General features: G+C 40.3%; 23 protein-coding genes and 1 tRNA gene. 21 read left to right on the top strand and 3 right to left on the bottom strand.

The genetic code is table 11. The annotated features are described in order from the left end of the window. The first annotated feature begins 1 nt into the window (after position 1). The 10 genes from rmuC (at position 2) to ABKJ27_RS07985 (ending at position 9,703) form a co-directional block, all read left to right on the top strand. Positions 2-1,258, top strand: a complete 1,257-nt coding sequence (gene rmuC, locus ABKJ27_RS08030; RefSeq protein ID WP_410011651.1) for a DNA recombination protein RmuC — start codon at positions 2-4, stop codon at positions 1,256-1,258. Beyond that, complete coding sequence (locus ABKJ27_RS08025) at positions 1,248-2,189, top strand: 3'-5' exoribonuclease YhaM family protein (protein WP_049492793.1); 942 nt, start codon at positions 1,248-1,250, stop codon at positions 2,187-2,189. The genes rmuC and ABKJ27_RS08025 overlap by 11 nt, the downstream gene beginning before the upstream one ends. A gap of 104 nt (positions 2,190-2,293) precedes the next feature. Then, on the top strand, positions 2,294-3,121 hold the full coding sequence (gene purR / locus ABKJ27_RS08020) for a pur operon repressor (RefSeq protein WP_004238844.1): 828 nt from the start codon (positions 2,294-2,296) through the stop codon (positions 3,119-3,121). Between the two features lie 66 nt (positions 3,122-3,187). Continuing rightward, positions 3,188-4,438 (top strand): diaminopimelate decarboxylase, encoded by a 1,251-nt coding sequence (locus ABKJ27_RS08015; protein ID WP_410011650.1) that lies wholly within the window; start codon positions 3,188-3,190, stop codon positions 4,436-4,438. Positions 4,439-4,563: 125 nt separating this feature from the next. Further along, entirely contained in the window at positions 4,564-5,358 is a 795-nt protein-coding gene (gene pflA, locus ABKJ27_RS08010; protein WP_020901989.1) for a pyruvate formate-lyase-activating protein, read from the top strand. A gap of 320 nt (positions 5,359-5,678) precedes the next feature. Continuing rightward, positions 5,679-6,389, top strand: coding sequence for an ABC transporter ATP-binding protein (locus tag ABKJ27_RS08005; RefSeq protein ID WP_020901990.1), 711 nt, complete (start codon positions 5,679-5,681; stop codon positions 6,387-6,389). A gap of 1 nt (position 6,390) precedes the next feature. Further along, entirely contained in the window at positions 6,391-7,176 is a 786-nt protein-coding gene (locus ABKJ27_RS08000; protein ID WP_020901991.1) for an ABC transporter permease, read from the top strand. A gap of 1 nt (position 7,177) precedes the next feature. Then, a complete protein-coding gene (locus ABKJ27_RS07995) occupies positions 7,178-7,897 on the top strand; it encodes an ABC transporter permease (RefSeq protein WP_020901992.1) in 720 nt (239 codons plus the stop codon). 61 nt (positions 7,898-7,958) lie between these two features. Beyond that, positions 7,959-8,645: a response regulator transcription factor gene (locus ABKJ27_RS07990; protein ID WP_020901993.1), complete on the top strand. Its 687-nt coding sequence runs from the start codon at positions 7,959-7,961 to the stop codon at positions 8,643-8,645. After that, the gene (locus ABKJ27_RS07985; protein WP_020901994.1) at positions 8,615-9,703 is read left to right on the top strand and encodes a sensor histidine kinase; all 1,089 of its coding nucleotides are present in this window, start codon (positions 8,615-8,617) and stop codon (positions 9,701-9,703) included. The genes ABKJ27_RS07990 and ABKJ27_RS07985 overlap by 31 nt, the downstream gene beginning before the upstream one ends. A gap of 178 nt (positions 9,704-9,881) precedes the next feature. On the opposite strand, the gene yidC is transcribed toward ABKJ27_RS07985, so the two are convergent. Both yidC and ABKJ27_RS07975 read right to left on the bottom strand, forming a co-directional pair. Continuing rightward, positions 9,882-10,808, bottom strand: a complete 927-nt coding sequence (gene yidC, locus ABKJ27_RS07980) for a membrane protein insertase YidC (protein ID WP_020901995.1) — start codon at positions 10,806-10,808, stop codon at positions 9,882-9,884. A gap of 77 nt (positions 10,809-10,885) precedes the next feature. Then, positions 10,886-11,164, bottom strand: coding sequence for an acylphosphatase (locus tag ABKJ27_RS07975; protein WP_020901996.1), 279 nt, complete (start codon positions 11,162-11,164; stop codon positions 10,886-10,888). A gap of 33 nt (positions 11,165-11,197) precedes the next feature. Between ABKJ27_RS07975 and ABKJ27_RS07970 the strand changes: the two genes are divergently transcribed. The 11 genes from ABKJ27_RS07970 to ABKJ27_RS07920 all read left to right on the top strand — a co-directional run bounded on the left by ABKJ27_RS07970 (position 11,198) and on the right by ABKJ27_RS07920 (position 20,120). Then, complete coding sequence (locus ABKJ27_RS07970; protein WP_031237686.1) at positions 11,198-11,938, top strand: TrmH family RNA methyltransferase; 741 nt, start codon at positions 11,198-11,200, stop codon at positions 11,936-11,938. A gap of 54 nt (positions 11,939-11,992) precedes the next feature. Continuing rightward, a complete protein-coding gene (locus ABKJ27_RS07965) occupies positions 11,993-12,676 on the top strand; it encodes a Bax inhibitor-1/YccA family protein (protein ID WP_020901998.1) in 684 nt (227 codons plus the stop codon). A 111-nt stretch (positions 12,677-12,787) separates the two neighbouring features. Beyond that, a complete protein-coding gene (gene asnA / locus ABKJ27_RS07960) occupies positions 12,788-13,780 on the top strand; it encodes an aspartate--ammonia ligase (RefSeq protein WP_045612763.1) in 993 nt (330 codons plus the stop codon). A gap of 64 nt (positions 13,781-13,844) precedes the next feature. Beyond that, positions 13,845-14,384: a 16S rRNA (guanine(966)-N(2))-methyltransferase RsmD gene (rsmD, locus tag ABKJ27_RS07955; protein ID WP_020902000.1), complete on the top strand. Its 540-nt coding sequence runs from the start codon at positions 13,845-13,847 to the stop codon at positions 14,382-14,384. Then, entirely contained in the window at positions 14,374-14,862 is a 489-nt protein-coding gene (coaD, locus tag ABKJ27_RS07950; protein WP_410011649.1) for a pantetheine-phosphate adenylyltransferase, read from the top strand. Before rsmD ends, coaD begins: the two co-directional genes overlap by 11 nt. Beyond that, on the top strand, positions 14,846-15,883 hold the full coding sequence (locus ABKJ27_RS07945) for a SepM family pheromone-processing serine protease (RefSeq protein WP_000727281.1): 1,038 nt from the start codon (positions 14,846-14,848) through the stop codon (positions 15,881-15,883). Before coaD ends, ABKJ27_RS07945 begins: the two co-directional genes overlap by 17 nt. Before the next feature lie 56 nt (positions 15,884-15,939). Next, positions 15,940-16,170 (top strand): DUF1146 family protein, encoded by a 231-nt coding sequence (locus ABKJ27_RS07940; RefSeq protein WP_004255861.1) that lies wholly within the window; start codon positions 15,940-15,942, stop codon positions 16,168-16,170. Between the two features lie 23 nt (positions 16,171-16,193). Next, entirely contained in the window at positions 16,194-17,477 is a 1,284-nt protein-coding gene (gene murA / locus ABKJ27_RS07935; RefSeq protein ID WP_410011648.1) for a UDP-N-acetylglucosamine 1-carboxyvinyltransferase, read from the top strand. After that, positions 17,470-17,658, top strand: coding sequence for a DNA-directed RNA polymerase subunit beta (locus ABKJ27_RS07930; protein ID WP_004241151.1), 189 nt, complete (start codon positions 17,470-17,472; stop codon positions 17,656-17,658). Before murA ends, ABKJ27_RS07930 begins: the two co-directional genes overlap by 8 nt. A 38-nt stretch (positions 17,659-17,696) precedes the next feature. Next, positions 17,697-18,521: a DNA-entry nuclease EndA gene (endA, locus tag ABKJ27_RS07925; protein WP_410011647.1), complete on the top strand. Its 825-nt coding sequence runs from the start codon at positions 17,697-17,699 to the stop codon at positions 18,519-18,521. Between the two features lie 267 nt (positions 18,522-18,788). Next, positions 18,789-20,120, top strand: coding sequence for a hemolysin family protein (locus ABKJ27_RS07920; protein ID WP_410011646.1), 1,332 nt, complete (start codon positions 18,789-18,791; stop codon positions 20,118-20,120). A gap of 194 nt (positions 20,121-20,314) precedes the next feature. On the opposite strand, the gene ABKJ27_RS07915 is transcribed toward ABKJ27_RS07920, so the two are convergent. Then, positions 20,315-20,385 (bottom strand) — tRNA-Cys (locus ABKJ27_RS07915). Positions 20,386-20,413 lie beyond the last annotated feature (28 nt).

Here is a 20,413-nt window from a genome sequence, read left to right as displayed (position 1 = left end):
GATGGAAAGTTTACTTGTTCTATTATTGATTGCCAACCTAGCTGGCCTTTTTCTGATTTGGCAAAGGCAGGATAAGCAGGAAAAACATCTCAGCAAGAGCTTGGAGGATCAGGCAGATCACTTGTCAGACCAGTTGGATTACCGTTTTGAACAAGCCAGGCAAGCCAGCCAGTTAGACCAAAAAGATTTGGAAGTGACTGTCAGCGACCGTTTGCAAGAAGTGCGAATCGAATTGCACCAAGGTCTAACTCAAGTCCGTCAAGAAATGACAGATAATCTCTTGCAAACCAGAGACAAGACCGACCAACGCCTTCAAGCCTTGCAGGAATCAAATGAGCAACGTTTGGAACAAATGCGCCAAACGGTCGAGGAAAAATTAGAAAAGACCTTGCAGACGCGCTTGCAGGCTTCCTTTGAGACAGTTTCCAAACAACTGGAGTCTGTCAATCGTGGCCTTGGAGAAATGCAGACAGTTGCCCGTGATGTCGGAGCTCTCAACAAGGTTCTCTCTGGAACCAAAACGCGAGGAATTCTGGGCGAATTGCAACTGGGGCAAATCATCGAAGACATCATGACCCCTGCCCAGTATGAACGAGAATACGCAACGGTTGAAAACTCTAGTGAACGAGTGGAGTATGCCATCAAGTTACCCGGACAAGGCGACCAGGAATACGTCTACTTACCGATTGACTCTAAGTTTCCACTGGCAGATTATTACCGCTTAGAAGAAGCCTATGAAGCAGGTGACAAGGATGAGATCGAACGCTGTCGTAAGTCGCTCCTAGCCAGTGTCAAACGCTTTGCCAAGGATATCAAGAGCAAGTACATAGCACCGCCTCGGACGACCAATTTTGGAGTTTTGTTTGTTCCGACAGAAGGTCTCTACTCAGAAATCGTCCGCAATCCGGTCTTCTTTGATGATTTGAGACGGGAGGAACAGATTATTGTCGCAGGTCCAAGTACCTTGTCAGCTCTTCTCAATTCCCTATCAGTTGGTTTCAAAACTCTCAATATTCAAAAGAGTGCAGACCATATCAGTAAGACCCTAGCCAGTGTCAAGACCGAGTTTGGCAAGTTTGGTGGAATTCTGGTTAAGGCACAAAAACATCTCCAACATGCCTCTGGCAATATTGATGAACTATTAAACCGTCGCACTACAGCTATCGAGCGGACGCTCCGTCACATTGAGTTGTCAGAAGGTGAGCCTGCGCTTGATTTACTCCATTTCCAAGAAAATGAGGAAGAATATGAAGATTAGTCACATGAAAAAAGATGAGTTGTTTGAAGGCTTTTACCTAATCAAATCAGCTGACCTGAGGCAGACACGAGCTGGGAAAAACTACCTAGCCTTTACCTTCCAAGATGATAGTGGCGAGATTGAAGGGAAGCTCTGGGATGCTCAACCTCATAACGTTGAGGCCTTTACCGCAGGTAAGGTTGTCCACATGAAAGGGCGCCGAGAAGTTTATAACAACACCCCTCAAGTTAATCAAATTACTCTTCGCCTGCCTCAACCGGGCGAACCCAATGATCCAGCTGATTTCAAGGTCAAGTCGCCAGTTGATGTCAAGGAAATCCGTGACTATATGTCGCAAATGATTTTTAAAATTGAAAATCCTGTTTGGCAAAGGATTGTCCGAAATCTCTACACCAAGTATGATAAGGAATTTTACTCCTATCCAGCTGCCAAGACCAACCATCATGCCTTTGAAACGGGCTTGGCCTATCATACGGCGACCATGGTGCGTTTGGCAGATGCTATTAGCGAAGTCTATCCTCAACTCAATAAGAGCCTGCTCTATGCAGGGATTATGCTGCATGACTTGGCTAAGGTCATTGAGTTGACGGGACCAGACCAGACCGAGTACACAGTGCGAGGCAATCTTCTTGGGCATATTGCTCTAATTGATAGCGAAATTACCAAGACAGTTATGGAACTCGGTATCGATGATACCAAGGAAGAAGTCGTTCTGCTTCGTCACGTCATCCTTAGTCACCACGGCTTGCTTGAGTATGGAAGTCCAGTCCGTCCACGCATTATGGAGGCAGAGATTATCCATATGATTGACAATCTGGATGCTAGCATGATGATGATGTCAACAGCTCTAGCTTTGGTGGATAAAGGAGAGATGACCAATAAAATCTTCGCTATGGACAATCGTTCCTTCTATAAACCAGATTTAGATTAATAATTTAAGAAAAACGAGCATTTTTAGGGCAAGAATGTTCGTTTTTTTATATGAATATGGTATAATAGATAAAATATCAAAATTAAATGAAGTGGGAAATAGAAATGAAATTAAGAAGAAGTGATCGGATGGTTGTCATTTCCAACTATTTGATTAATAATCCTTATAAACTAACTAGTCTCAATACTTTTGCTGAAAAGTATGAATCTGCTAAATCATCCATCTCAGAAGATATCGTCATTATCAAACGCGCCTTTGAGGAAATCGAAATCGGCCATATTCAGACAGTGACTGGGGCTGGTGGGGGTGTCATCTTCACACCATCAATCTCAAGCCATGATGCCAAGGAAATGGTTGAGGACTTGCGTGCCAAGTTGTCAGAAAGTGACCGTATCTTGCCAGGTGGTTATATCTATCTGTCTGATTTGCTTAGCACACCAGCTATCTTGAAAAATATTGGTCGCATTATTGCCAAGAGCTTTATGGACCAAAAAATTGATGCGGTTATGACAGTAGCGACTAAGGGTGTTCCACTTGCAAATGCAGTTGCCAATGTACTCAATGTTCCCTTTGTCATTGTACGCCGTGACCTGAAAATTACCGAAGGTTCAACTGTTAGTGTCAACTATGTTTCAGGTTCAAGTGGTGACCGCATTGAGAAAATGTTTCTATCAAAACGTAGTCTCAAGGCAGGCAGCCGTGTCTTGATTGTGGATGACTTCTTGAAAGGTGGCGGAACTGTCAATGGGATGATCAGCCTTTTGCGTGAGTTTGATTCAGAATTGGCAGGTGTAGCGGTCTTTGCGGATAATGCTCAAGAAGAACGCGAAAAGCAGTTTGACTACAAGTCACTCTTGAAGGTAACCAATATTGATGTCAAGAACCAAGCCATCGATGTTGAGGTTGGTAATATCTTTGACGAAGATAAATAAGAGATAGAACTAAAGGTTGGAACGATTGTCCCAGCCTTTCTTTGCAAATAGAATAGAAGGAAACTTATGAAAACACCATTTATCAATAAAGAAGACTTAGAAAAGATTGTTGCCGAGTTCCCGACTCCCTTTCACTTGTATGATGAGAAGGGAATTCGTGAGAAGGCAAGAGCCGTCAACCAAGCCTTTTCGTGGAACAAAGGCTTTAAGGAATATTTTGCAGTTAAGGCTACTTCAACACCAGCTATTTTGAAAATTCTCCAAGAGGAAGGCTGTGGTGTGGACTGCTCTAGTTATGTGGAGCTTTTGATGAGCCATAAACTGGATTTCCCTGGTTCTGAGATTATGTTCTCTTCAAACAACACGCCAGACAAGGAATACGCCTATGCGCGTGAATTGGGTGCGACCATTAACTTGGATGCATTTGAAGATATTGAACATCTAGAGCGAGCAGCAGGCATTCCAGAAATTATCTCTTGTCGTTACAATCCTGGAGGCGTTTTTGAGCTAGGAACAGATATTATGGATAATCCTGGAGAAGCCAAGTTTGGCATGACCAAGGACCAGCTCTTTGAAGCTTTTGCCATCTTGAAGGAAAAAGGAGCCAAGACTTTTGGGATTCACTCCTTCCTAGCGTCCAATACCGTGACCCATCTCTATTATCCAGAGTTGGCGCGTCAGCTTTTTGAATTGGCTGTTGAAATCAAGGAAAAGTTGGGTATTTCGCTAGACTTTATCAATCTTTCTGGCGGTATTGGTGTTAACTATCGTCCAGACCAGGAGCCGAACGATATCGCCTTGATTGGTGAGGGAGTTCGTAAGGTGTATGAAGAGGTCCTTACGCCAGCAGGTCTTGGTCAGGTCAAGATTTTCACTGAATTGGGTCGTTTTATGTTGGCACCTCATGGGGCTCTAGTCACAAGAGTCACTCATAAGAAGGAAACCTACCGTACCTATCTAGGTGTGGATGCATCAGCAGTCAACCTCATGCGTCCAGCCATGTACGGCGCCTACCACCATATTACCAATATGACTCATCCAGAAGGACCAGCTGAAGTAGTAGATGTGGTTGGTTCACTCTGTGAAAACAATGATAAATTTGCAGTGAATCGCGAACTGCCTCATACAGAAATCGGTGATTTGCTGGTAATTCATGATACAGGTGCCCACGGATTTTCAATGGGATACCAGTACAACGCCAAACTTCGTTCTGCGGAAATCCTCTATACCGAAGAAGGTAAAGCCCGTCAAATCCGCCGTGCGGAGCGCCCTGAGGACTATTTTGCAACCTTATATGGCTTTGATTTTGAAGAATAAAATGATAAGTAATTGAAAATGAAATTGAAAAACAGATTGCTTTCTAAAAAATAGGCAAAAATCTTGTTTTTCCTTCAAGTCGTGATATAATAAAACTATAAAACGTTTTCAAGGAAGGTAACGATATGTCTGAAGAAACAATTGATTATGGACAAGTGACAGGAATGGTGCATTCGACAGAAAGTTTTGGGGCGGTAGATGGGCCTGGTATTCGCTTTATTGTCTTTTTGCAGGGCTGTCACATGCGTTGCCAGTATTGCCACAACCCAGACACTTGGGCTATGGAGTCCAATAAATCACGTGAACGGACGGTAGATGATGTTTTGACAGAGGCCTTGCGCTACCGCGGTTTCTGGGGGAATAAGGGTGGGATTACAGTCAGTGGAGGAGAAGCCCTCTTGCAGATTGATTTCTTGATTGCCCTTTTTACCAAGGCCAAAGAACACGGAATCCACTGTACCTTGGATACCTGTGCCCTTCCTTTCCGTAATAAACCACGTTACCTTGAGAAGTTTGACAAACTCATGGCTGTCACTGACTTGGTCCTCTTGGATATCAAGGAAATCAACGAAGAACAGCACAAGATTGTCACTAGCCAAACCAATAAAAATATCTTGGCCTGTGCCCAATATCTATCAGATATTGGAAAACCTGTCTGGATTCGCCACGTGCTAGTTCCAGGATTGACAGACAGAGACGATGACCTGATTGAACTTGGGAAATTCGTCAAGACCCTCAAAAATGTGGATAAGTTTGAAATTCTACCTTATCACACCATGGGTGAATTCAAATGGCGTGAATTGGGAATTCCTTATTCGCTCGAAGGGGTTAAACCACCAACAGCAGACCGCGTCAAGAACGCTAAAAAACTCATGGATACCGAAAGTTACCAAGACTATATGAAACGTGTACATGGATAAAAAAGAAGCCTGATGGAAACATCGGGCTTTTAAATTTACACAAATATAGATAATTAAATGAAACAAAATTTTATACTCTTCGAAAATCTCTTCAAACCACGTCAGCGTCGCTTTGTCGTATATATGTGACTGACTTCGTCAGTCTTATCTACAACCTCAAAACCGTGTTTTGAGCAGCCTGCGGCTAGCTTCCTAGTTTGCTCTTTGATTTTCATTGAGTATTAAATCTTTTTTACTCTCTAAATTCTGAAAAAAATCCGAAAATGAGTGTATAAGATATAGTTACTTTTAGAAATATTAAATAGAATAGGAGAACATCTATGGAACAAAGTATTACCATTAAAAATTTATGTAAGTCGTATGGCCAAACTCAAATTTTAAAAGATATTTCTTTTGAAGCAAAAGCAGGTAAAGTGACTGCTTTCCTGGGTCCAAATGGAGCTGGTAAAAGTTCAACCTTACGTATTTTATTAGGATTAGACAAAGCAACATCTGGTCTTACCAAAATTGGAGATCAAACTTATAAGGAATTAAAATTTCCTCTAAAGACTGTAGGAGCTTCATTTGACAGTGTAGGAGCTCCTGATGATCGGACTGTTTATCAACATTTGAAAATTGTTGCTGCTAGTAATGGGATATCCAGTCAGCGAATTGAACAAGTCTTGGATATGGTGGATATTAGTCATAAGAAAAAATCTAAAATTGGGAAATTATCATTAGGAGAAGGACAACGCTTGGGAATTGCAACAGCTCTATTAGGAAATCCTCAATATCTGATATTGGATGAACCGACTAATGGGTTGGATCCAAGAGGAATTCGGTGGTTTAGAGAGTTTATAAAAAAACAAGCTCAAGAAGGGAAGACCGTCTTACTGTCATCTCATATATTATCGGAAGTGGAAGCAGTAACAGATGATGTAGTTATCATAAATAAAGGAAAAGTTCTTATAAAAGGGACTTTACAAGAAGTGATGAAAAATCTTTCTTCACTAGAGGAAGTCTTCTTTAGTTTAACAGAGGGAGGGAAGTGACATGGCACTTATTTACTCTCTTCATTCTGAAATATTGAAATTACTTTATAATAGAGCTACTCATGTTGTACTATTCTTGATACTGGTATTTCAAACGTTTTTAGCAAATATTGGTGCTTCTCAAATTGTTTCAGTTGGTATCCATGCTACACCAGAGACAAATCCAGATTTAGCAGAGGCCTTACCTCCTATTGAATTTTTAGGTTTTGATGTCACTTTATTTGGTGTTTTTATTATGATTATCCTAGGCTCAATTTACGGAGCCGAGGAATACAAAGGCTTGGCTATTCGTACAAGCCTCCTCTCTGTTACAAATCGAAGTACTTTCCTAGTTTCAAAAACATTAGTTTGGCTTATATTTTCTTTTATCATTTCCTTTCTATCAATATTCTTGACAATTAACATGACACATTATGTTTTAGGACAAGATGGCTTATTGCTTTTTTTACTAAATGGAACAGTTTGGTTCTATATATTTTTAGCCAGTATAGCTTGGACTTTGTTGGGACTGCTGGCCTATATTATGGCTTTGACATTTAAAACAGCCATTGTTCCTCTATTATTTTTGCTTCCTCAAGTCTACAATTTAGGAACATTCTTAGCAAACTATATATCGGTTGCAAAATTTCTTCCAGTTGCATTGGGGCAAGGATTGATTGCTACATCTCCTCAAATTTTAGAATATAATAGTTTACAAAATATTTTACTTTTACTTTGTTGGAACTTCTCATTCTTGGCTTTAGCAATCTACCGCTTACTTAAGTCAGATATTGGAGGAGGTGAATAAGTTGAAAGAGCAACTTAAAAGTGAGTATCTCAAGTTTATTATGAATCCGTGGCACTGGTTGATTATAGGTGCTCTATTACTGTGTGTTCCAGCGTTAGTTATTTTTTTAAATAATAAGCCAGACCAGTTGACCCTACAGTTTGTTTTGGAACAGCTACTGCAAAGTCTCTATTTAGGACAGGCGGGTTTCATTAGTCTAGCTGTTCTATTTATAGGTCAAGAATTTACAGGTTCTAGCCTTCGTACCAGTTTTCTTACATGTCCAAATCGTTTGATATTTATAATCTGTAAACTAGCTATTGTATTATGTATGGAAATTGTATTATTGGTTGCTGTAATATCATTATGCATACTAATCGCGCAAGGATACTACAATATCAATCTTTTGAGTAATATTAAACATGTTCTAACAATTCTATTTCCAGCTTGTATTTCTATTCTAACCTTCTCTCTTTTAAGTGGTATTTTTGTATTTATTTCCCAGTCTTTTATCTTAATTTTGGGAATAAGTTTATCCCTTTTATTGGGGTTGGGACAAATGTTATTACAATTCAGTTCTTTTTTTAGAAATTTACCATTACTGGCTAGTATGAATTGTTTTTATACCTATCCATTGTCTCTTTATTATCCAGTGTGGCAAGGCTTAGGGATACAAATAGTTTGGTTATTAATTGTTTTTCTATTTGCTACATTGATACTTATAGGAAAAAATGTACGCTAAAGACAGGGGATATCCTGTCTTTTTCTCAGTTAGTGCTATAATATATTCAGGAGGGTGAGTTATGGCTTATAAAATTTTGGTTGTAGATGATGATCTTGCTATTCTTCGCCTAATAAAAAAAGTACTAGAATATGAAAAATATGAAGTAGTCATACGAAATAAGATAGAAGAGATTGATCTTTGTGATTTTACAGGCTTTGACTTGATTCTATTAGATATTATGATGCCTGTTAGTGGTTTAGAAATCTGTCAGATGATTCGCGAGCAGATAACTGTTCCTATCTGTTTTATAACTGCCAAGGATATGGATGAAGACTTAGTAGCTGGAATCAATGCAGGTGCTGATGATTATATTATGAAGCCCTTTAGTATGCAAGAACTTTTAGCACGTGTTAAAATGCACTTGCGTCGTGAAGAACGGACTAAAGGAAATGTTCATCAAATAAAGATTGGGAAGCTTATACTATATACGGATAGTAAGGAACTATTTGTAAACGATGATAAGATTGCCTTGACAAGGAGGGAATTTGATATAGTGAATCTTTTAGCAAGCACCCCAAGTAGAATATACTCTATAGAGGAAATTTATAATTATCTATATCCACAAAGTTCCGAAGCTCTTTTACGTTCGGTTTCAGAGTATATTTATCAAATTCGTCAAAAGCTGAAACCTTATCAATTAAATCCAATTAAAACCTTGTATGGTGGAGGATATCAATGGGTAGAATCAAAAGTTTTAGACAATTAATTCGAGAAACCTGTTGGAGAATTATTTGGCAGTTTAGTCTTGGCTTACTAATGGCCTATCTTATTCCCTTAGCTTCAGTATCTATACAAATAAATGAAGATGGGAAACCTTTAAACAATAGTGGTGTTCTATCAATCTTTTTTAATGTGTCATCATGGATATATATTTGTGTTTTATTGATTATTCTAATAAGTTATCACATTGGAAAATTGTTGAAAAAACTGAGTTATGAAATGACTTTGATTTATGAAAATAGTATGTGGTTGGAGAAGGAATGTACAGAAAGTTTAACGGTTAAAGAATTTCGCGAGACAGGAAATCGGATTATTGTGATGCAAGATAGAATTCGACAATTAATAGTTGATGAGAAACAGCAGAAGGAAGATTTAATGTTTCAGGTTTCAGCAGCTTCTCATGATTTAAAAACTCCCTTAACCATTATTAGGGGAAATGTGGAATTTTTGCAGACGATAACTGAAAACGACCAATCTCAAGAATGCTTAGCAGATATAGAAAGAGCTAGTCAACAGTTACTAGATTATTTCAATCAATTGATTCACTATTCTAAAACCTATTATGATGATGAGACAGGTTGGACGGAGTATTCCTCTTCAGATTTTATCAATGAATTAGAGAAAGAAGTCTCTTTTTTGATAAAAAATCAGATGAAGTTTTCTTTTGAACAAAATGTGAAAGGAACTGAAAACTATTATATAAATCCATCTCTTCTGATTCGTGCCATACAAAATATTTTAACAAATGCTTTGGAATACGCCGATAAACAGAATCCTAAAATTAACATTAGGGTAGAGCAAGAGGAGAAAGAATTGAAAATAGGCATATGGAATAATGGCTCGGAATTTCCAGATGAAGTTTTAAATAATTTTGGAAAGCTCTTTTATCGTATGGATAAAGCTAGATCGGTTAAAGAGCAACATTATGGTATTGGACTTAGTTTTGTATGTAGAGTTGCAAAACTACACAAAGGCCGAGTTGAGCTTAGAAATAGAGACGCGGGAGCAGAAGTTTTAATAACTGTGAATTGTATTAAATCATAGTGATTTACTTGTTAATTTATGATTGAATAGTTTTTTATATGTGAGCTTTTAAACTATTTAACGTTTTCGATTAGTATAAGATGTAACGGTAGATAATAAAAACGAATGATGATATCTAGTTGATGAAAACTATTTATCATTCATTCGTTTTTTTAATTATTGGATAATTTACGTAGCCTTATCTCGAACGTTGTTTTCCAGCGTTGCGATTTTTATGTTTTTTCTTGCTTGTGATAGCAGTTGGTTGTCCAGGGGTAACGTCTTTTCGTCCACTTGGTGTAGAGAAAGTACTTGCTTTTGGTGGGTTCTTTGCCAGTTCTTCACGGACTTTTTTGCGAAGTTTTGGACGAACGATATAGTTGACGATAAACTGTTGGAGAATCATCATGAAACCACCGACAACCCAGTAAAGTGTGACACTGGCTGGTGAAATGAGGGAGAAGACAACAATCGTGATTGGGCTCACGTAAGCCATTTTCTTGATTTGTTCTCTTTGCGTTTCGTCTTCTACTCCGTGAAGTGAAAGGAGCGATTGAAGATAGTAAAGGACACCTGCGCAGGCAACCAAAATCATACTTGGAGAACCTAGAGGAATGCCTAGGTAGCTTGCTTGAGCAACCCCTTCAGTATGTTGGGCAGCAAAGTAGATAGCTGAGAAGAAAGGCATTTGAAGGAGGATAGGGAAACATCCTACACCACCAAACATGCTGATGCCGTGTTCTTTTTGAGCGGCAAAGAGAGCTTGTTGGGCTTCGAGTTTTTCTTCTTGAGTAGTCGCTTCCTTGAGACGTGTTTGGTGTGGCTCAAGGACGTGCTTGAGGGCGTTCATCTTTTCAGAGTGAAGCGTTGCCTTCCATGATTGGTAGATACCAAGTGGCAAGATAATCAAGCGCACGATAATGGTTACGATGATGATAGCGACACCAAAGCCTAGACCTTGATCAGTAGCGAAGTACTTGATAGCTTCAGCCATAGGCGCTCCGATAGTATTCCAAATAAATCCTATTGGCTTTCCTGTGGCTTTATCGACTCTAACACAGCCAGTCAAGACTAGCAACATAGCCACTCCCATAGCTGAGAGTGCAAAACGTTTAATAGATTTCACTGTTTTTATTCCTTCTTTAAAAATTATACCTTTCTATTCTACTGTTTTTTTACAAAATATACAATAGTTCTAGAGACCTAATTTGCGATTTTAAAGTCAGGATAGGGAGGAAAGTTGCTCAGTTTGACATCTAAGTAGCTGACTTTTGAAAAAGGCGTCGGTCCTTTCCGGATTTCTTGGATAAATTTTGCCATGGTAGCAGATGAGTTTGCTTGGGCTAAAATTTCCACTGTGCCATCGTCGTTATTCCATACTCGACCTGTGATGCCACCAATTTCAAGTGCTAAGCTGTAAACACCCCAACGAAAGCCGACTCCTTGCACCCTACCTTGGGCAATCATTCTAACCTTTTGCATACCAAACCCCTTTGATTGTGTTATAATATTTCTATGACTATTATAACCTCAAAAGCCAATTCTGTGGTAAAAAATGCCAAGAAATTACACCAAAAAAAATACCGCAAGTCTGCCTATTTGATTGAAGGCTGGCACTTGTTTGAAGAAGCTGTTCAAGCTGGAGTGACGATTGAGAAAATCTTTGCCCTAGAAAATTACCGAGATCAGTTAGCTGCTTTTCCGCAAACTATCTGGGTGTCAGAGGATATTTTGCTAGATTTGGCGGATTCTCAGACTCCACAGGGAATTGTTGTGGTGGTTCAAAAAGAAGAAGTAGGAAAAGTTGACTTTAGTCAGGGCAAGTTCTTGTTTTTGGAAGATGTGCAAGATCCTGGTAATGTGGGAACTATCATTCGGACTGCGGATGCAGCAGGTTTTACTGGAGTAATTGTTTCAGATAAATCGGCAGATATTTACAGTCTCAAGACCTTACGTTCGATGCAAGGCAGTCATTTTCATCTGCCTATTTACCGGATGTCTAGTCAAGCGCTTCTTAAGGAAACCAAAGAGGCAGGTATCCCAGTGCTAGCAACAACCCTATCTAAAGATTCTGTTGATTACAGAGAACTGGTTCCTATAGAAAATTTTGTACTAGTTATGGGGAATGAGGGTCAAGGAATTAGTCCCTTCATGGCTGAAAGTGCAGACCAGTTGGTCCATATTAGCATGAAGGGTCAGGCTGAGAGTCTGAATGTTGCCGTTGCAGCCGGTATTTTGATTTTTCATTTAAGCTAATTTTAACTTTTTTTGTTATAATTAAGGAAAGATATTCATAGAAAAGGAGAAAAGATGAATCATACTATTATACAAGACCGTACTGGTCTCAATCAATTTTACGCTAAGGTTTATGCCTTTGTTGGGCTAGGAATCGGACTATCCGCCTTGGTATCTGGCCTCATGTTGACGGTTTTTCAGTCTCAGTTGGTTTACTTTTTGATGCAGGGACGTCTCTGGTTGACCATTGCAACCCTTGCGGAGCTAGCACTAGTCTTCGTTGCTAGTAACATGGCCTTAAAGAATAGTCCAGCGGCTCTTCCAGTATTTTTGCTTTACTCCGTTTTAAACGGCTTTACCCTCAGTTTTGTGGTGGCCTTCTATACTCCGGGTACAGTTTTATCTGCCTTTGTATCAAGCGCCCTTCTCTTCTTTGTCATGGCGGCAGTCGGTATGTTCACTAAGAAAGATTTGAGTGGCCTTGGTCGGGCTATGATGGCTGCTCTTATTGGTCTGCTGATTGCTATGGTAGTCAATATTTTCTTGGCTAGTGGTTTCTTTGATTATATGATTAGCGTAGCCATGGTCTTGGTCTTCTCTGGGCTGATTGCTTGGGACAACCAAAGGATTCGCTATGCCTATGAGCAATCACAAGGTCGTGTAGCGACAGGTTGGGTTGTGTCAATGGCTCTCAGTATCTATCTTGATTTTATCAATCTTTTCCTAAGTATTCTACGTATCTTTGGTCGCAATGACTAGAAGGTCCCTAACATCAGTGTTCGAAGGAGCACTGATTTTTTTATATTTGCTCTTTCCTTTTCTTGGAAATAGGTGTATAATGCTTTTAATTAATTTTTTGAGGAGTAGTTTATGAAGAAAAGTTTTATCCATCAACAAGAAGAAATTTCCTTTGTCAAAAACACTTTTACCCAGTATTTGAAAGATAAGTTAGAAGTTGTCGAAGTTCAAGGTCCTATCTTGAGTAGGGTCGGTGACGGAATGCAGGACAACTTATCAGGTGTGGAGAATGCCGTATCGGTCAAGGTTCTCCAAATCCCTGATGCTACTTATGAAGTGGTGCACTCCCTTGCTAAATGGAAACGCCATACTTTGGCCCGTTTTGGTTTCGGTGAGGGTGAGGGTCTCTTCGTCCACATGAAGGCCCTTCGTCCAGACGAAGATTCTCTGGATGCGACCCACTCTGTTTATGTTGACCAGTGGGACTGGGAAAAAGTCATTCCAAATGGACAACGTAACATCGCTTACCTAAAAGAAACTGTTGAGAAAATTTATAAGGCTATTCGTCTGACTGAGCTAGCTGTTGAAGCCCGCTATGATATTGAATCAATCTTGCCAAAACAAATCACTTTTATCCACACAGAAGAGTTGGTAGAACGCTACCCAGACTTGACACCGAAAGAACGTGAAAATGCTATCTGTAAAGAATTTGGTGCTGTCTTCTTGATTGGTATTGGTGGTGAATTACCAGACGGTAAACCGCACGATGGACGTGCACCAGACTACGATGACTGGACAAGTGAGTCTGAAAATGGCTACAAGGGTCTAAATGGTGATATTCTTGTCTGGAATGAATCTCTAGGTGGAGCCTTTGAGTTGTCTTCTATGGGAATCCGTGTAGATGAAGAAACGCTTCGCCGTCAGGTTGCCATCACAGGTGATGAAGACCGCTTGGAATTGGAATGGCACAAGGCTTTGTTGAATGGCCTATTCCCATTGACAATCGGTGGGGGAATTGGACAATCTCGTATGGCCATGTTCCTACTTCGCAAGAAACACATCGGAGAAGTGCAAACAAGTGTTTGGCCTCAAGAAGTCCGCGATACTTACGAAAATATTTTGTAGAGAATCGAACCGCAAGGTTCGGTTTTCTTTCTCTTTTTGCCTATAATTTGGTATAATAAACGGTATGAAAATCGTATCAGGAATCTATGGGGGACGTCCCCTCAAGACACTAGAAGGAAAGACGACAAGACCTACTTCGGATAAGGTTAGGGGAGCTATTTTTAACATGATTGGTCCCTACTTTGAAGGTGGACGAGTCTTGGACCTTTATGCAGGTAGTGGTGGTTTATCTATCGAGGCAGTATCGCGTGGCATGTCCAGTGCTGTTTTGGTGGAGCGAGACCGTAAGGCTCAGGCCATCGTGGCTGAAAATATTCAGATGACCAAGGAAGTTGGAAAATTTCAATTCCTCAAGATGGATGCAGAGAGGGCATTGGAACAGGTATCTGGGGAATTTGACCTCATTTTCTTAGACCCTCCTTATGCCAAGGAACAAATCGTAGCAGATATTGAAAAAATGGATGAGAAAGAGCTTTTTTCTGAAGATGTCATGGTCGTGTGTGAGACGGATAAGGCCGTCGAACTTCCAGAAGAAATTGCCTGCCTGGGTATCTGGAAGGAAAAAATTTATGGAATTAGTAAGGTGACAGTTTATGTCAGATAAGATTGGCTTATTCACAGGCTCATTTGATCCGATGACAAATGGGCATCTGGATATGATTGAACGGGCGAGCAGACTCTTTGATAAGCTCTATGTCGGTATTTTTTTCAATCCCCATAAACAAGGATTTCTCCCTCTTGAAAATCGTAAACGGGGACTAGAAAAGGCTTTGGAACATATGGGGAATGTTGAAGTCGTGTTTTCTCATGATGAATTGGTGGTTGATGTTGCAAAAAGACTGGGGGCTACTTGTCTAGTGCGAGGCTTGAGAAATGCGTCGGATTTGCAATATGAAGCCAGTTTTGATTACTACAACCATCAACTGTCTCCTGATATAGAGACCATTTATTTACATAGTCGACCTGAACATCTCTATCTCAGTTCATCAGGTGTTAGAGAACTTTTGAAGTTTGGTCAGGATATTGCCGGCTATGTTCCTGATAGTATTTTGGAGGAAATAAGAAATGAAAAAAAAGATTAGATGGCCCTTATACGTCATTGCGGCCTTGATTGTGACTTTCTTGGCGTTTGTAGTGCCCTTGCCCTATTATATAGAGGTTCCAGGCGGTTCAGAAGATATTCGCCAAGTCCTTAAAGTAAATGACACAGAAGATAAGGAAGCTGGTGCCTATCAATTCGTTACGGTTGGTGTCCAGCATGCCACTTTAGCTCATATGATTTATGCATGGTTGACGCCTTTTACAGATATTCGTAGTGCTCAGGAGACTACAGGTGGTTCTTCCGATGTTGAATTTATGCGGATCAATCAATTCTACATGCAAACATCGCAAAACATGGCCAAGTATCAAGGGCTAAAAACAGCTGGTAAAGATATCGAACTCAAATATCTTGGGGTTTATGTTTTGACTGTGACGGATAATTCGACCTTTAAAGGGATTCTTAACATCTCTGATACGGTCACAGCAGTCAATGATCAGACCTTTGATAGTTCCAAAGATTTGATTGATTACGTCAATTCTCAAAAACTAGGGGACTCCGTCAAGGTCACCTATGAAGAGGATGGGCAAACCAAGTCTGCAGAAGGTAAGATTATCACCTTGGAAAATGGCAAAAATGGGATTGGAATCGGTTTGATTGACCGTACGGAAGTGACCAGTGATGTCCCAATTCGCTTTTCAACAGCCGGTATCGGGGGTCCAAGTGCAGGACTCATGTTTAGTCTGGCCATCTATACCCAAATAGCTGACCCTGGTCTTCGTAATGGTCGTATCGTTGCCGGTACAGGAACCATTGACCGCGATGGTAATGTAGGGGACATTGGAGGTATTGATAAAAAAGTTGTAGCTTCGGCTAGAGAAGGTGCCGCGATTTTCTTTGCCCCAGATAACCCTGTTAGTGAAGAAGAACAAAAAGCGCATCCGGATGCGAAAAACAACTACCAAACAGCCCTAGAAGCAGCCAAAACAATCAAGACTGATATGAAAATCGTGCCAGTTAAAACCCTACAAGATGCAATTGATTACTTGAAAAACAATCCCTAGTTTTAAGTTAAGTTTCCAAACTAGCGCACAAACAGAGAAGATGGTATAATAGTCAAATGGTTCAATTATTATTCACTCTAAGCAGTCACATGCTCTTTATTTACGTGAGTTTTTACCTTTTAAAGGATCTTGTTCGATGGGAAAAGGTTTTAAAAGTGACAGCTGAGAATACAGGAAAAGTTCGTTTACTAGTAGCCTTTTTTAGCATTGTAATGGGCTACATCATGAGTTCTTTCTTTATCAGCCTATATCAGTTGTGGCAAGAAGCGTTTAGAGGATTATTATAAAATCAAGAGTAAAGGAAATAAGTATGGAAAAAATTGTGGTTCAAGGTGGCGATAATCGTCTGGTAGGAAGTGTTACGATCGAAGGAGCAAAGAATGCAGTCTTACCCTTGTTGGCAGCGACAATTCTAGCAAGTGAAGGAAAGACTGTTTTGCAGAACGTTCCTATCTTGTCAGATGTTTTCACTATGAATCAGGTGGTTCGTGGTTTAAATGCCAAGGTGGATTTTAATGAAGAAGATCATCTTGTTGAGGTGGACGCGACTGGCGATATCACTGAGGAAGCTCCTTACAAATATGTCAGCAAGATGCGCGCATCTATCGTTGTCTTGGGGCCAATCCTTGCCCGTGTAGGCCATGCCAAGGTATCCATGCCAGGTGGTTGTACGATTGGTAGCCGCCCTATTGATCTTCATTTGAAAGGTCTAGAAGCTATGGGGGCTAAGATTAGTCAGACAGCTGGTTATATCGAAGCCAAGGCTGATCGCTTACATGGAGCTCATATCTATATGGATTTCCCAAGTGTTGGTGCTACTCAGAACTTGATGATGGCAGCGACTCTGGCTGATGGGGTGACAGTGATTGAAAATGCTGCGCGTGAGCCTGAAATTGTGGACCTAGCCATTCTCCTCAATGAAATGGGAGCTAAGGTTAAGGGGGCTGGTACAGAGACCATTACCATTACAGGTGTTGAGAAACTTCATGGTACGACTCACAATGTAGTCCAAGACCGTATCGAAGCCGGAACCTTTATGGTAGCTGCTGCCATGACTGGTGGTGATGTCTTGATTAAAGACGCTGTCTGGGAGCACAACCGTCCCTTGATTGCCAAATTGCTTGAAATGGGAGTGGAAGTGACAGAGGAGTCTGAAGGAATTCGAGTTCGATCTCAACTAGAAAATTTAAAAGCTGTTCATGTGAAAACCTTGCCCCACCCAGGTTTTCCAACGGATATGCAGGCCCAATTTACAGCCTTGATGACCGTCGCAAAAGGGGAATCAACTATGGTGGAGACAGTTTTCGAAAATCGTTTCCAACATCTAGAAGAAATGCGTCGCATGGGCTTGCACTCTGAGATTATCCGTGATACAGCTCGTATTGTTGGTGGTCAACCTTTGCAGGGGGCAGAAGTTCTTTCAACTGACCTTCGTGCCAGTGCTGCCTTGATTTTGACAGGTTTGGTAGCACAAGGAAAAACTGTAGTTGGTAAATTGGTTCACTTGGATAGAGGTTACTACCGTTTCCATGAGAAGTTGGCACAGCTAGGTGCTAAGATTCAGCGGATTGAGGCAAGTGATGAAGATGAATAAGAAATCAAGCTACGTAATCAAGCGTTTACTTCTAGTCATTTTGGTACTGTTTTTAGGTGCTCTAGCCCTAGGTATCGGCTTAATGGTAGGTTATGGAATCTTGGGCAAGGGTCAAGATCCATGGGCTATCCTGTCTCCAGCAAAATGGCAGGAATTGATTCATAAATTTACAGGAAATTAGGCTGGAGAACCAGTCTTTTTCTAGAGATAAGGAGAAAAATGGATAAAAAAACAAGACAGACACTGATCGGACTACTAGTGTTATTGCTTTTATCTGCGGGAAGCTATTATATCAAGCAGATGCAGTCGACAGCTAATAGTCCTAAAACAAAGGTTAGTCAGAAAAAACAAGCGTCTGAAGCTCCTAGTCAATCATTGGCAGAAAGTGTCTTGACAGACGCAGTCAAGAGTCAAATAAAAGGGAGTCTGGAGTGGAATGGCTCAGGTGCTTTTATCGTCAATGGTAATAAAACAAATCTAGATGCCAAGGTTTCAAGTAAGCCCTACGCTGATAATAAAACAAAGACAGTGGGCAAGGAAACAGTGCCAACCGTAGCAAATGCCCTCTTGTCTAAGGCTACTCGTCAGTACAAGAATCGTGAAGAAACTGGGAATGGTTCGACTTCATGGACTCCTCCAGGCTGGCATCAGGTTAAGAATCTAAAGGGTACTTATACCCATGCGGTCGATAGAGGTCACTTGTTAGGCTATGCCTTGATCGGTGGCTTGGATGGTTTTGATGCTTCTACAAGCAATCCTAAAAACATTGCTGTTCAGACAGCCTGGGCAAATCAGGCGCAAGCTGAGGATTCGACAGGGCAAAACTACTATGAAAGCCTGGTACGTAAAGCCTTGGACCAAAACAAGCGTGTCCGTTACCGTGTAACCCTTTATTATGCTTCAAACGAGGATTTAGTACCTTCAGCTTCACAGATTGAAGCCAAGTCTTCAGACGGAGAATTGGAATTTAATGTTCTAGTTCCCAATGTTCAAAAGGGGCTTCAACTGGATTACAGAACTGGAGAAGTGACTGTTACTCAGTAAAATACAAAATAAACTCCTATGTCACTTGTCGATATAGGAGTTCTTTCTTACTAGTTTAAGCAGGGCTACAATAGATACTGTTACTCAATGAAAATCAAAGTGCAAACTAGGAAGCTAGCCGCAGCTTGCTCAAAGCACAGCTTTGAGGTTGCAGATAAAGCTGACGTGGTTTGAAGAGATTTTCGAAGAGTATGAGAAAAAATAATATGTATTGGACTATATTTTGTGATATAATAAAGGATAAGATACTATTTTAGGAGAAGAACTATGGAAGACCCAAGTAGTCAGAATTTGTTGCTACAATTTGTTTTATTGTTTATCTTGACGGTGTTAAATGCCTTTTTCTCAGCCACAGAAATGGCCATGGTTTCTCTTAATCGTGCACGGGTTGAACAAAAGGCAGAAGAAGGAGATAGACGCTATATTCGTCTGCTGAAGGTACTAGAAAATCCTAACCACTTTTTATCAACCATTCAAGTAGGGATTACCCTGATTACGATCTTATCTGGGGCGAGTTTGGCAGACACTCTGGGACGAGAAATTGCATCTTGGCTTGGAAATGGCGAAACAGCTTATGCCGTTGCAAGTTTTCTATCTTTAGCATTTTTGACTTATATTTCCATCGTTTTTGGGGAATTGTATCCTAAGAGAATCGCTCTTAATCTAAAGGATGCCTTGGCGATTCGTACAGCGCCAGTTATCATTGGGCTGGGGAAACTAGTTAGTCCCTTTGTTTGGCTCTTATCTGCATCTACCAATCTCTTGAGTCGCTTGACTCCGATGACCTTTGACGATGCTGACGAAAAAATGACCCGTGATGAAATTGAGTACATGTTGACAAATAGTGAAGAAACACTAGATGCTGACGAAATTGAGATGTTACAAGGGATTTTTTCACTAGATGAACTGATGGCCAGAGAAGTCATGGTTCCTCGAACGGATGCCTTTATGGTCGATATTCAGGATGATAGTCAAACCATCATCCAAAGTATTTTAAAACAAAATTATTCTCGTATCCCTGTCTATGATGGAGACAAGGATAACGTGATTGGGATTATTCACACCAAGAGTCTCCTTAATGCGGGCTTTGTGGACGGTTTTGACAATATTGTATGGAAGAAAATTTTACAAGATCCACTTTTTGTTCCTGAAACTATTTTTGTGGATGACTTGCTAAAAGAATTGCGCAATACCCAAAGACAAATGGCAATCTTGCTAGATGAATACGGTGGGATGGCTGGTTTGGTGACACTTGAAGACCTCTTAGAGGAAATCGTTGGGGAAATCGATGACGAAACAGATAAGGCAGAAATCGAAGTTCATCAAATCGGAGAAGATACTTATATTGTTCAAGGCACCATGAATCTCAATGATTTTAATGACTACTTTGATGTTGAACTGGAAAGTGATGACGTTGATACTATTGCTGGTTATTATTTGACAGGAGTTGGGACCATTCCAACGACTGAGAAACTCAGCTATGAATTGGTCAGCCAAAACAAACAGCTTATCCTAACCAATGATAAGGTAAAAAATGGACGTGTTACCAAGGTAAAAGTCCAAATTACCGAAGTTGAAATAGAAGAAGAAACAGAGTAAACTAGAGGCTTTTGTCACCAGGCGTGACGAAGCTTTTTTCAGTTTATTTCAAAAAATTTTCTCCTAAAAAGAAGTTTGCCCCAAATTCGCTCCAAAAATTTTTGTCAGTTATATGTATTTATCAGAAGAAAAAGAAAAAAGCCCTTTAAATTGGGCTTTCTGTTCATTTGAAACCTGATAAATCAAGTTATAGAAGGCGGTAGACGGATTTGAACCGACGATCAAGCTTTTGCAGAGCCGTGCCTTACCACTTGGCTATACCGCCTTAACGTTTATTATTATACCTTGAAAAT

The sequence above is a fragment of the Streptococcus sp. KHUD_011 genome, assembly GCF_046352925.1.
Lineage (GTDB): Bacteria > Bacillota > Bacilli > Lactobacillales > Streptococcaceae > Streptococcus.
Note: the sequence above shows the minus strand (reverse complement) of the source record. Positions and strands in the feature narration are given on the sequence as shown.

Coding starts and splice junctions, on each gene's coding strand:
- pflA (WP_020901989.1), top strand. CDS start 4,564: ATGTCTGAAGAAACAATTGATTATGGACAAGTGACAGGAATGGTGCAT.
- ABKJ27_RS07975 (WP_020901996.1), bottom strand. CDS start 11,164: ATGCAAAAGGTTAGAATGATTGCCCAAGGTAGGGTGCAAGGAGTCGGC.
- asnA (WP_045612763.1), top strand. CDS start 12,788: ATGAAGAAAAGTTTTATCCATCAACAAGAAGAAATTTCCTTTGTCAAA.
- ABKJ27_RS07965 (WP_020901998.1), top strand. CDS start 11,993: ATGAATCATACTATTATACAAGACCGTACTGGTCTCAATCAATTTTAC.
- ABKJ27_RS07945 (WP_000727281.1), top strand. CDS start 14,846: ATGAAAAAAAAGATTAGATGGCCCTTATACGTCATTGCGGCCTTGATT.
- ABKJ27_RS08015 (WP_410011650.1), top strand. CDS start 3,188: ATGAAAACACCATTTATCAATAAAGAAGACTTAGAAAAGATTGTTGCC.
- purR (WP_004238844.1), top strand. CDS start 2,294: ATGAAATTAAGAAGAAGTGATCGGATGGTTGTCATTTCCAACTATTTG.
- coaD (WP_410011649.1), top strand. CDS start 14,374: ATGTCAGATAAGATTGGCTTATTCACAGGCTCATTTGATCCGATGACA.
- ABKJ27_RS08000 (WP_020901991.1), top strand. CDS start 6,391: ATGGCACTTATTTACTCTCTTCATTCTGAAATATTGAAATTACTTTAT.
- rmuC (WP_410011651.1), top strand. CDS start 2: ATGGAAAGTTTACTTGTTCTATTATTGATTGCCAACCTAGCTGGCCTT.
- ABKJ27_RS07990 (WP_020901993.1), top strand. CDS start 7,959: ATGGCTTATAAAATTTTGGTTGTAGATGATGATCTTGCTATTCTTCGC.
- ABKJ27_RS07940 (WP_004255861.1), top strand. CDS start 15,940: ATGGTTCAATTATTATTCACTCTAAGCAGTCACATGCTCTTTATTTAC.
- murA (WP_410011648.1), top strand. CDS start 16,194: ATGGAAAAAATTGTGGTTCAAGGTGGCGATAATCGTCTGGTAGGAAGT.
- ABKJ27_RS07970 (WP_031237686.1), top strand. CDS start 11,198: ATGACTATTATAACCTCAAAAGCCAATTCTGTGGTAAAAAATGCCAAG.
- rsmD (WP_020902000.1), top strand. CDS start 13,845: ATGAAAATCGTATCAGGAATCTATGGGGGACGTCCCCTCAAGACACTA.
- ABKJ27_RS07920 (WP_410011646.1), top strand. CDS start 18,789: ATGGAAGACCCAAGTAGTCAGAATTTGTTGCTACAATTTGTTTTATTG.
- ABKJ27_RS08005 (WP_020901990.1), top strand. CDS start 5,679: ATGGAACAAAGTATTACCATTAAAAATTTATGTAAGTCGTATGGCCAA.
- ABKJ27_RS08025 (WP_049492793.1), top strand. CDS start 1,248: ATGAAGATTAGTCACATGAAAAAAGATGAGTTGTTTGAAGGCTTTTAC.
- ABKJ27_RS07985 (WP_020901994.1), top strand. CDS start 8,615: ATGGGTAGAATCAAAAGTTTTAGACAATTAATTCGAGAAACCTGTTGG.
- ABKJ27_RS07930 (WP_004241151.1), top strand. CDS start 17,470: ATGAATAAGAAATCAAGCTACGTAATCAAGCGTTTACTTCTAGTCATT.
- endA (WP_410011647.1), top strand. CDS start 17,697: ATGGATAAAAAAACAAGACAGACACTGATCGGACTACTAGTGTTATTG.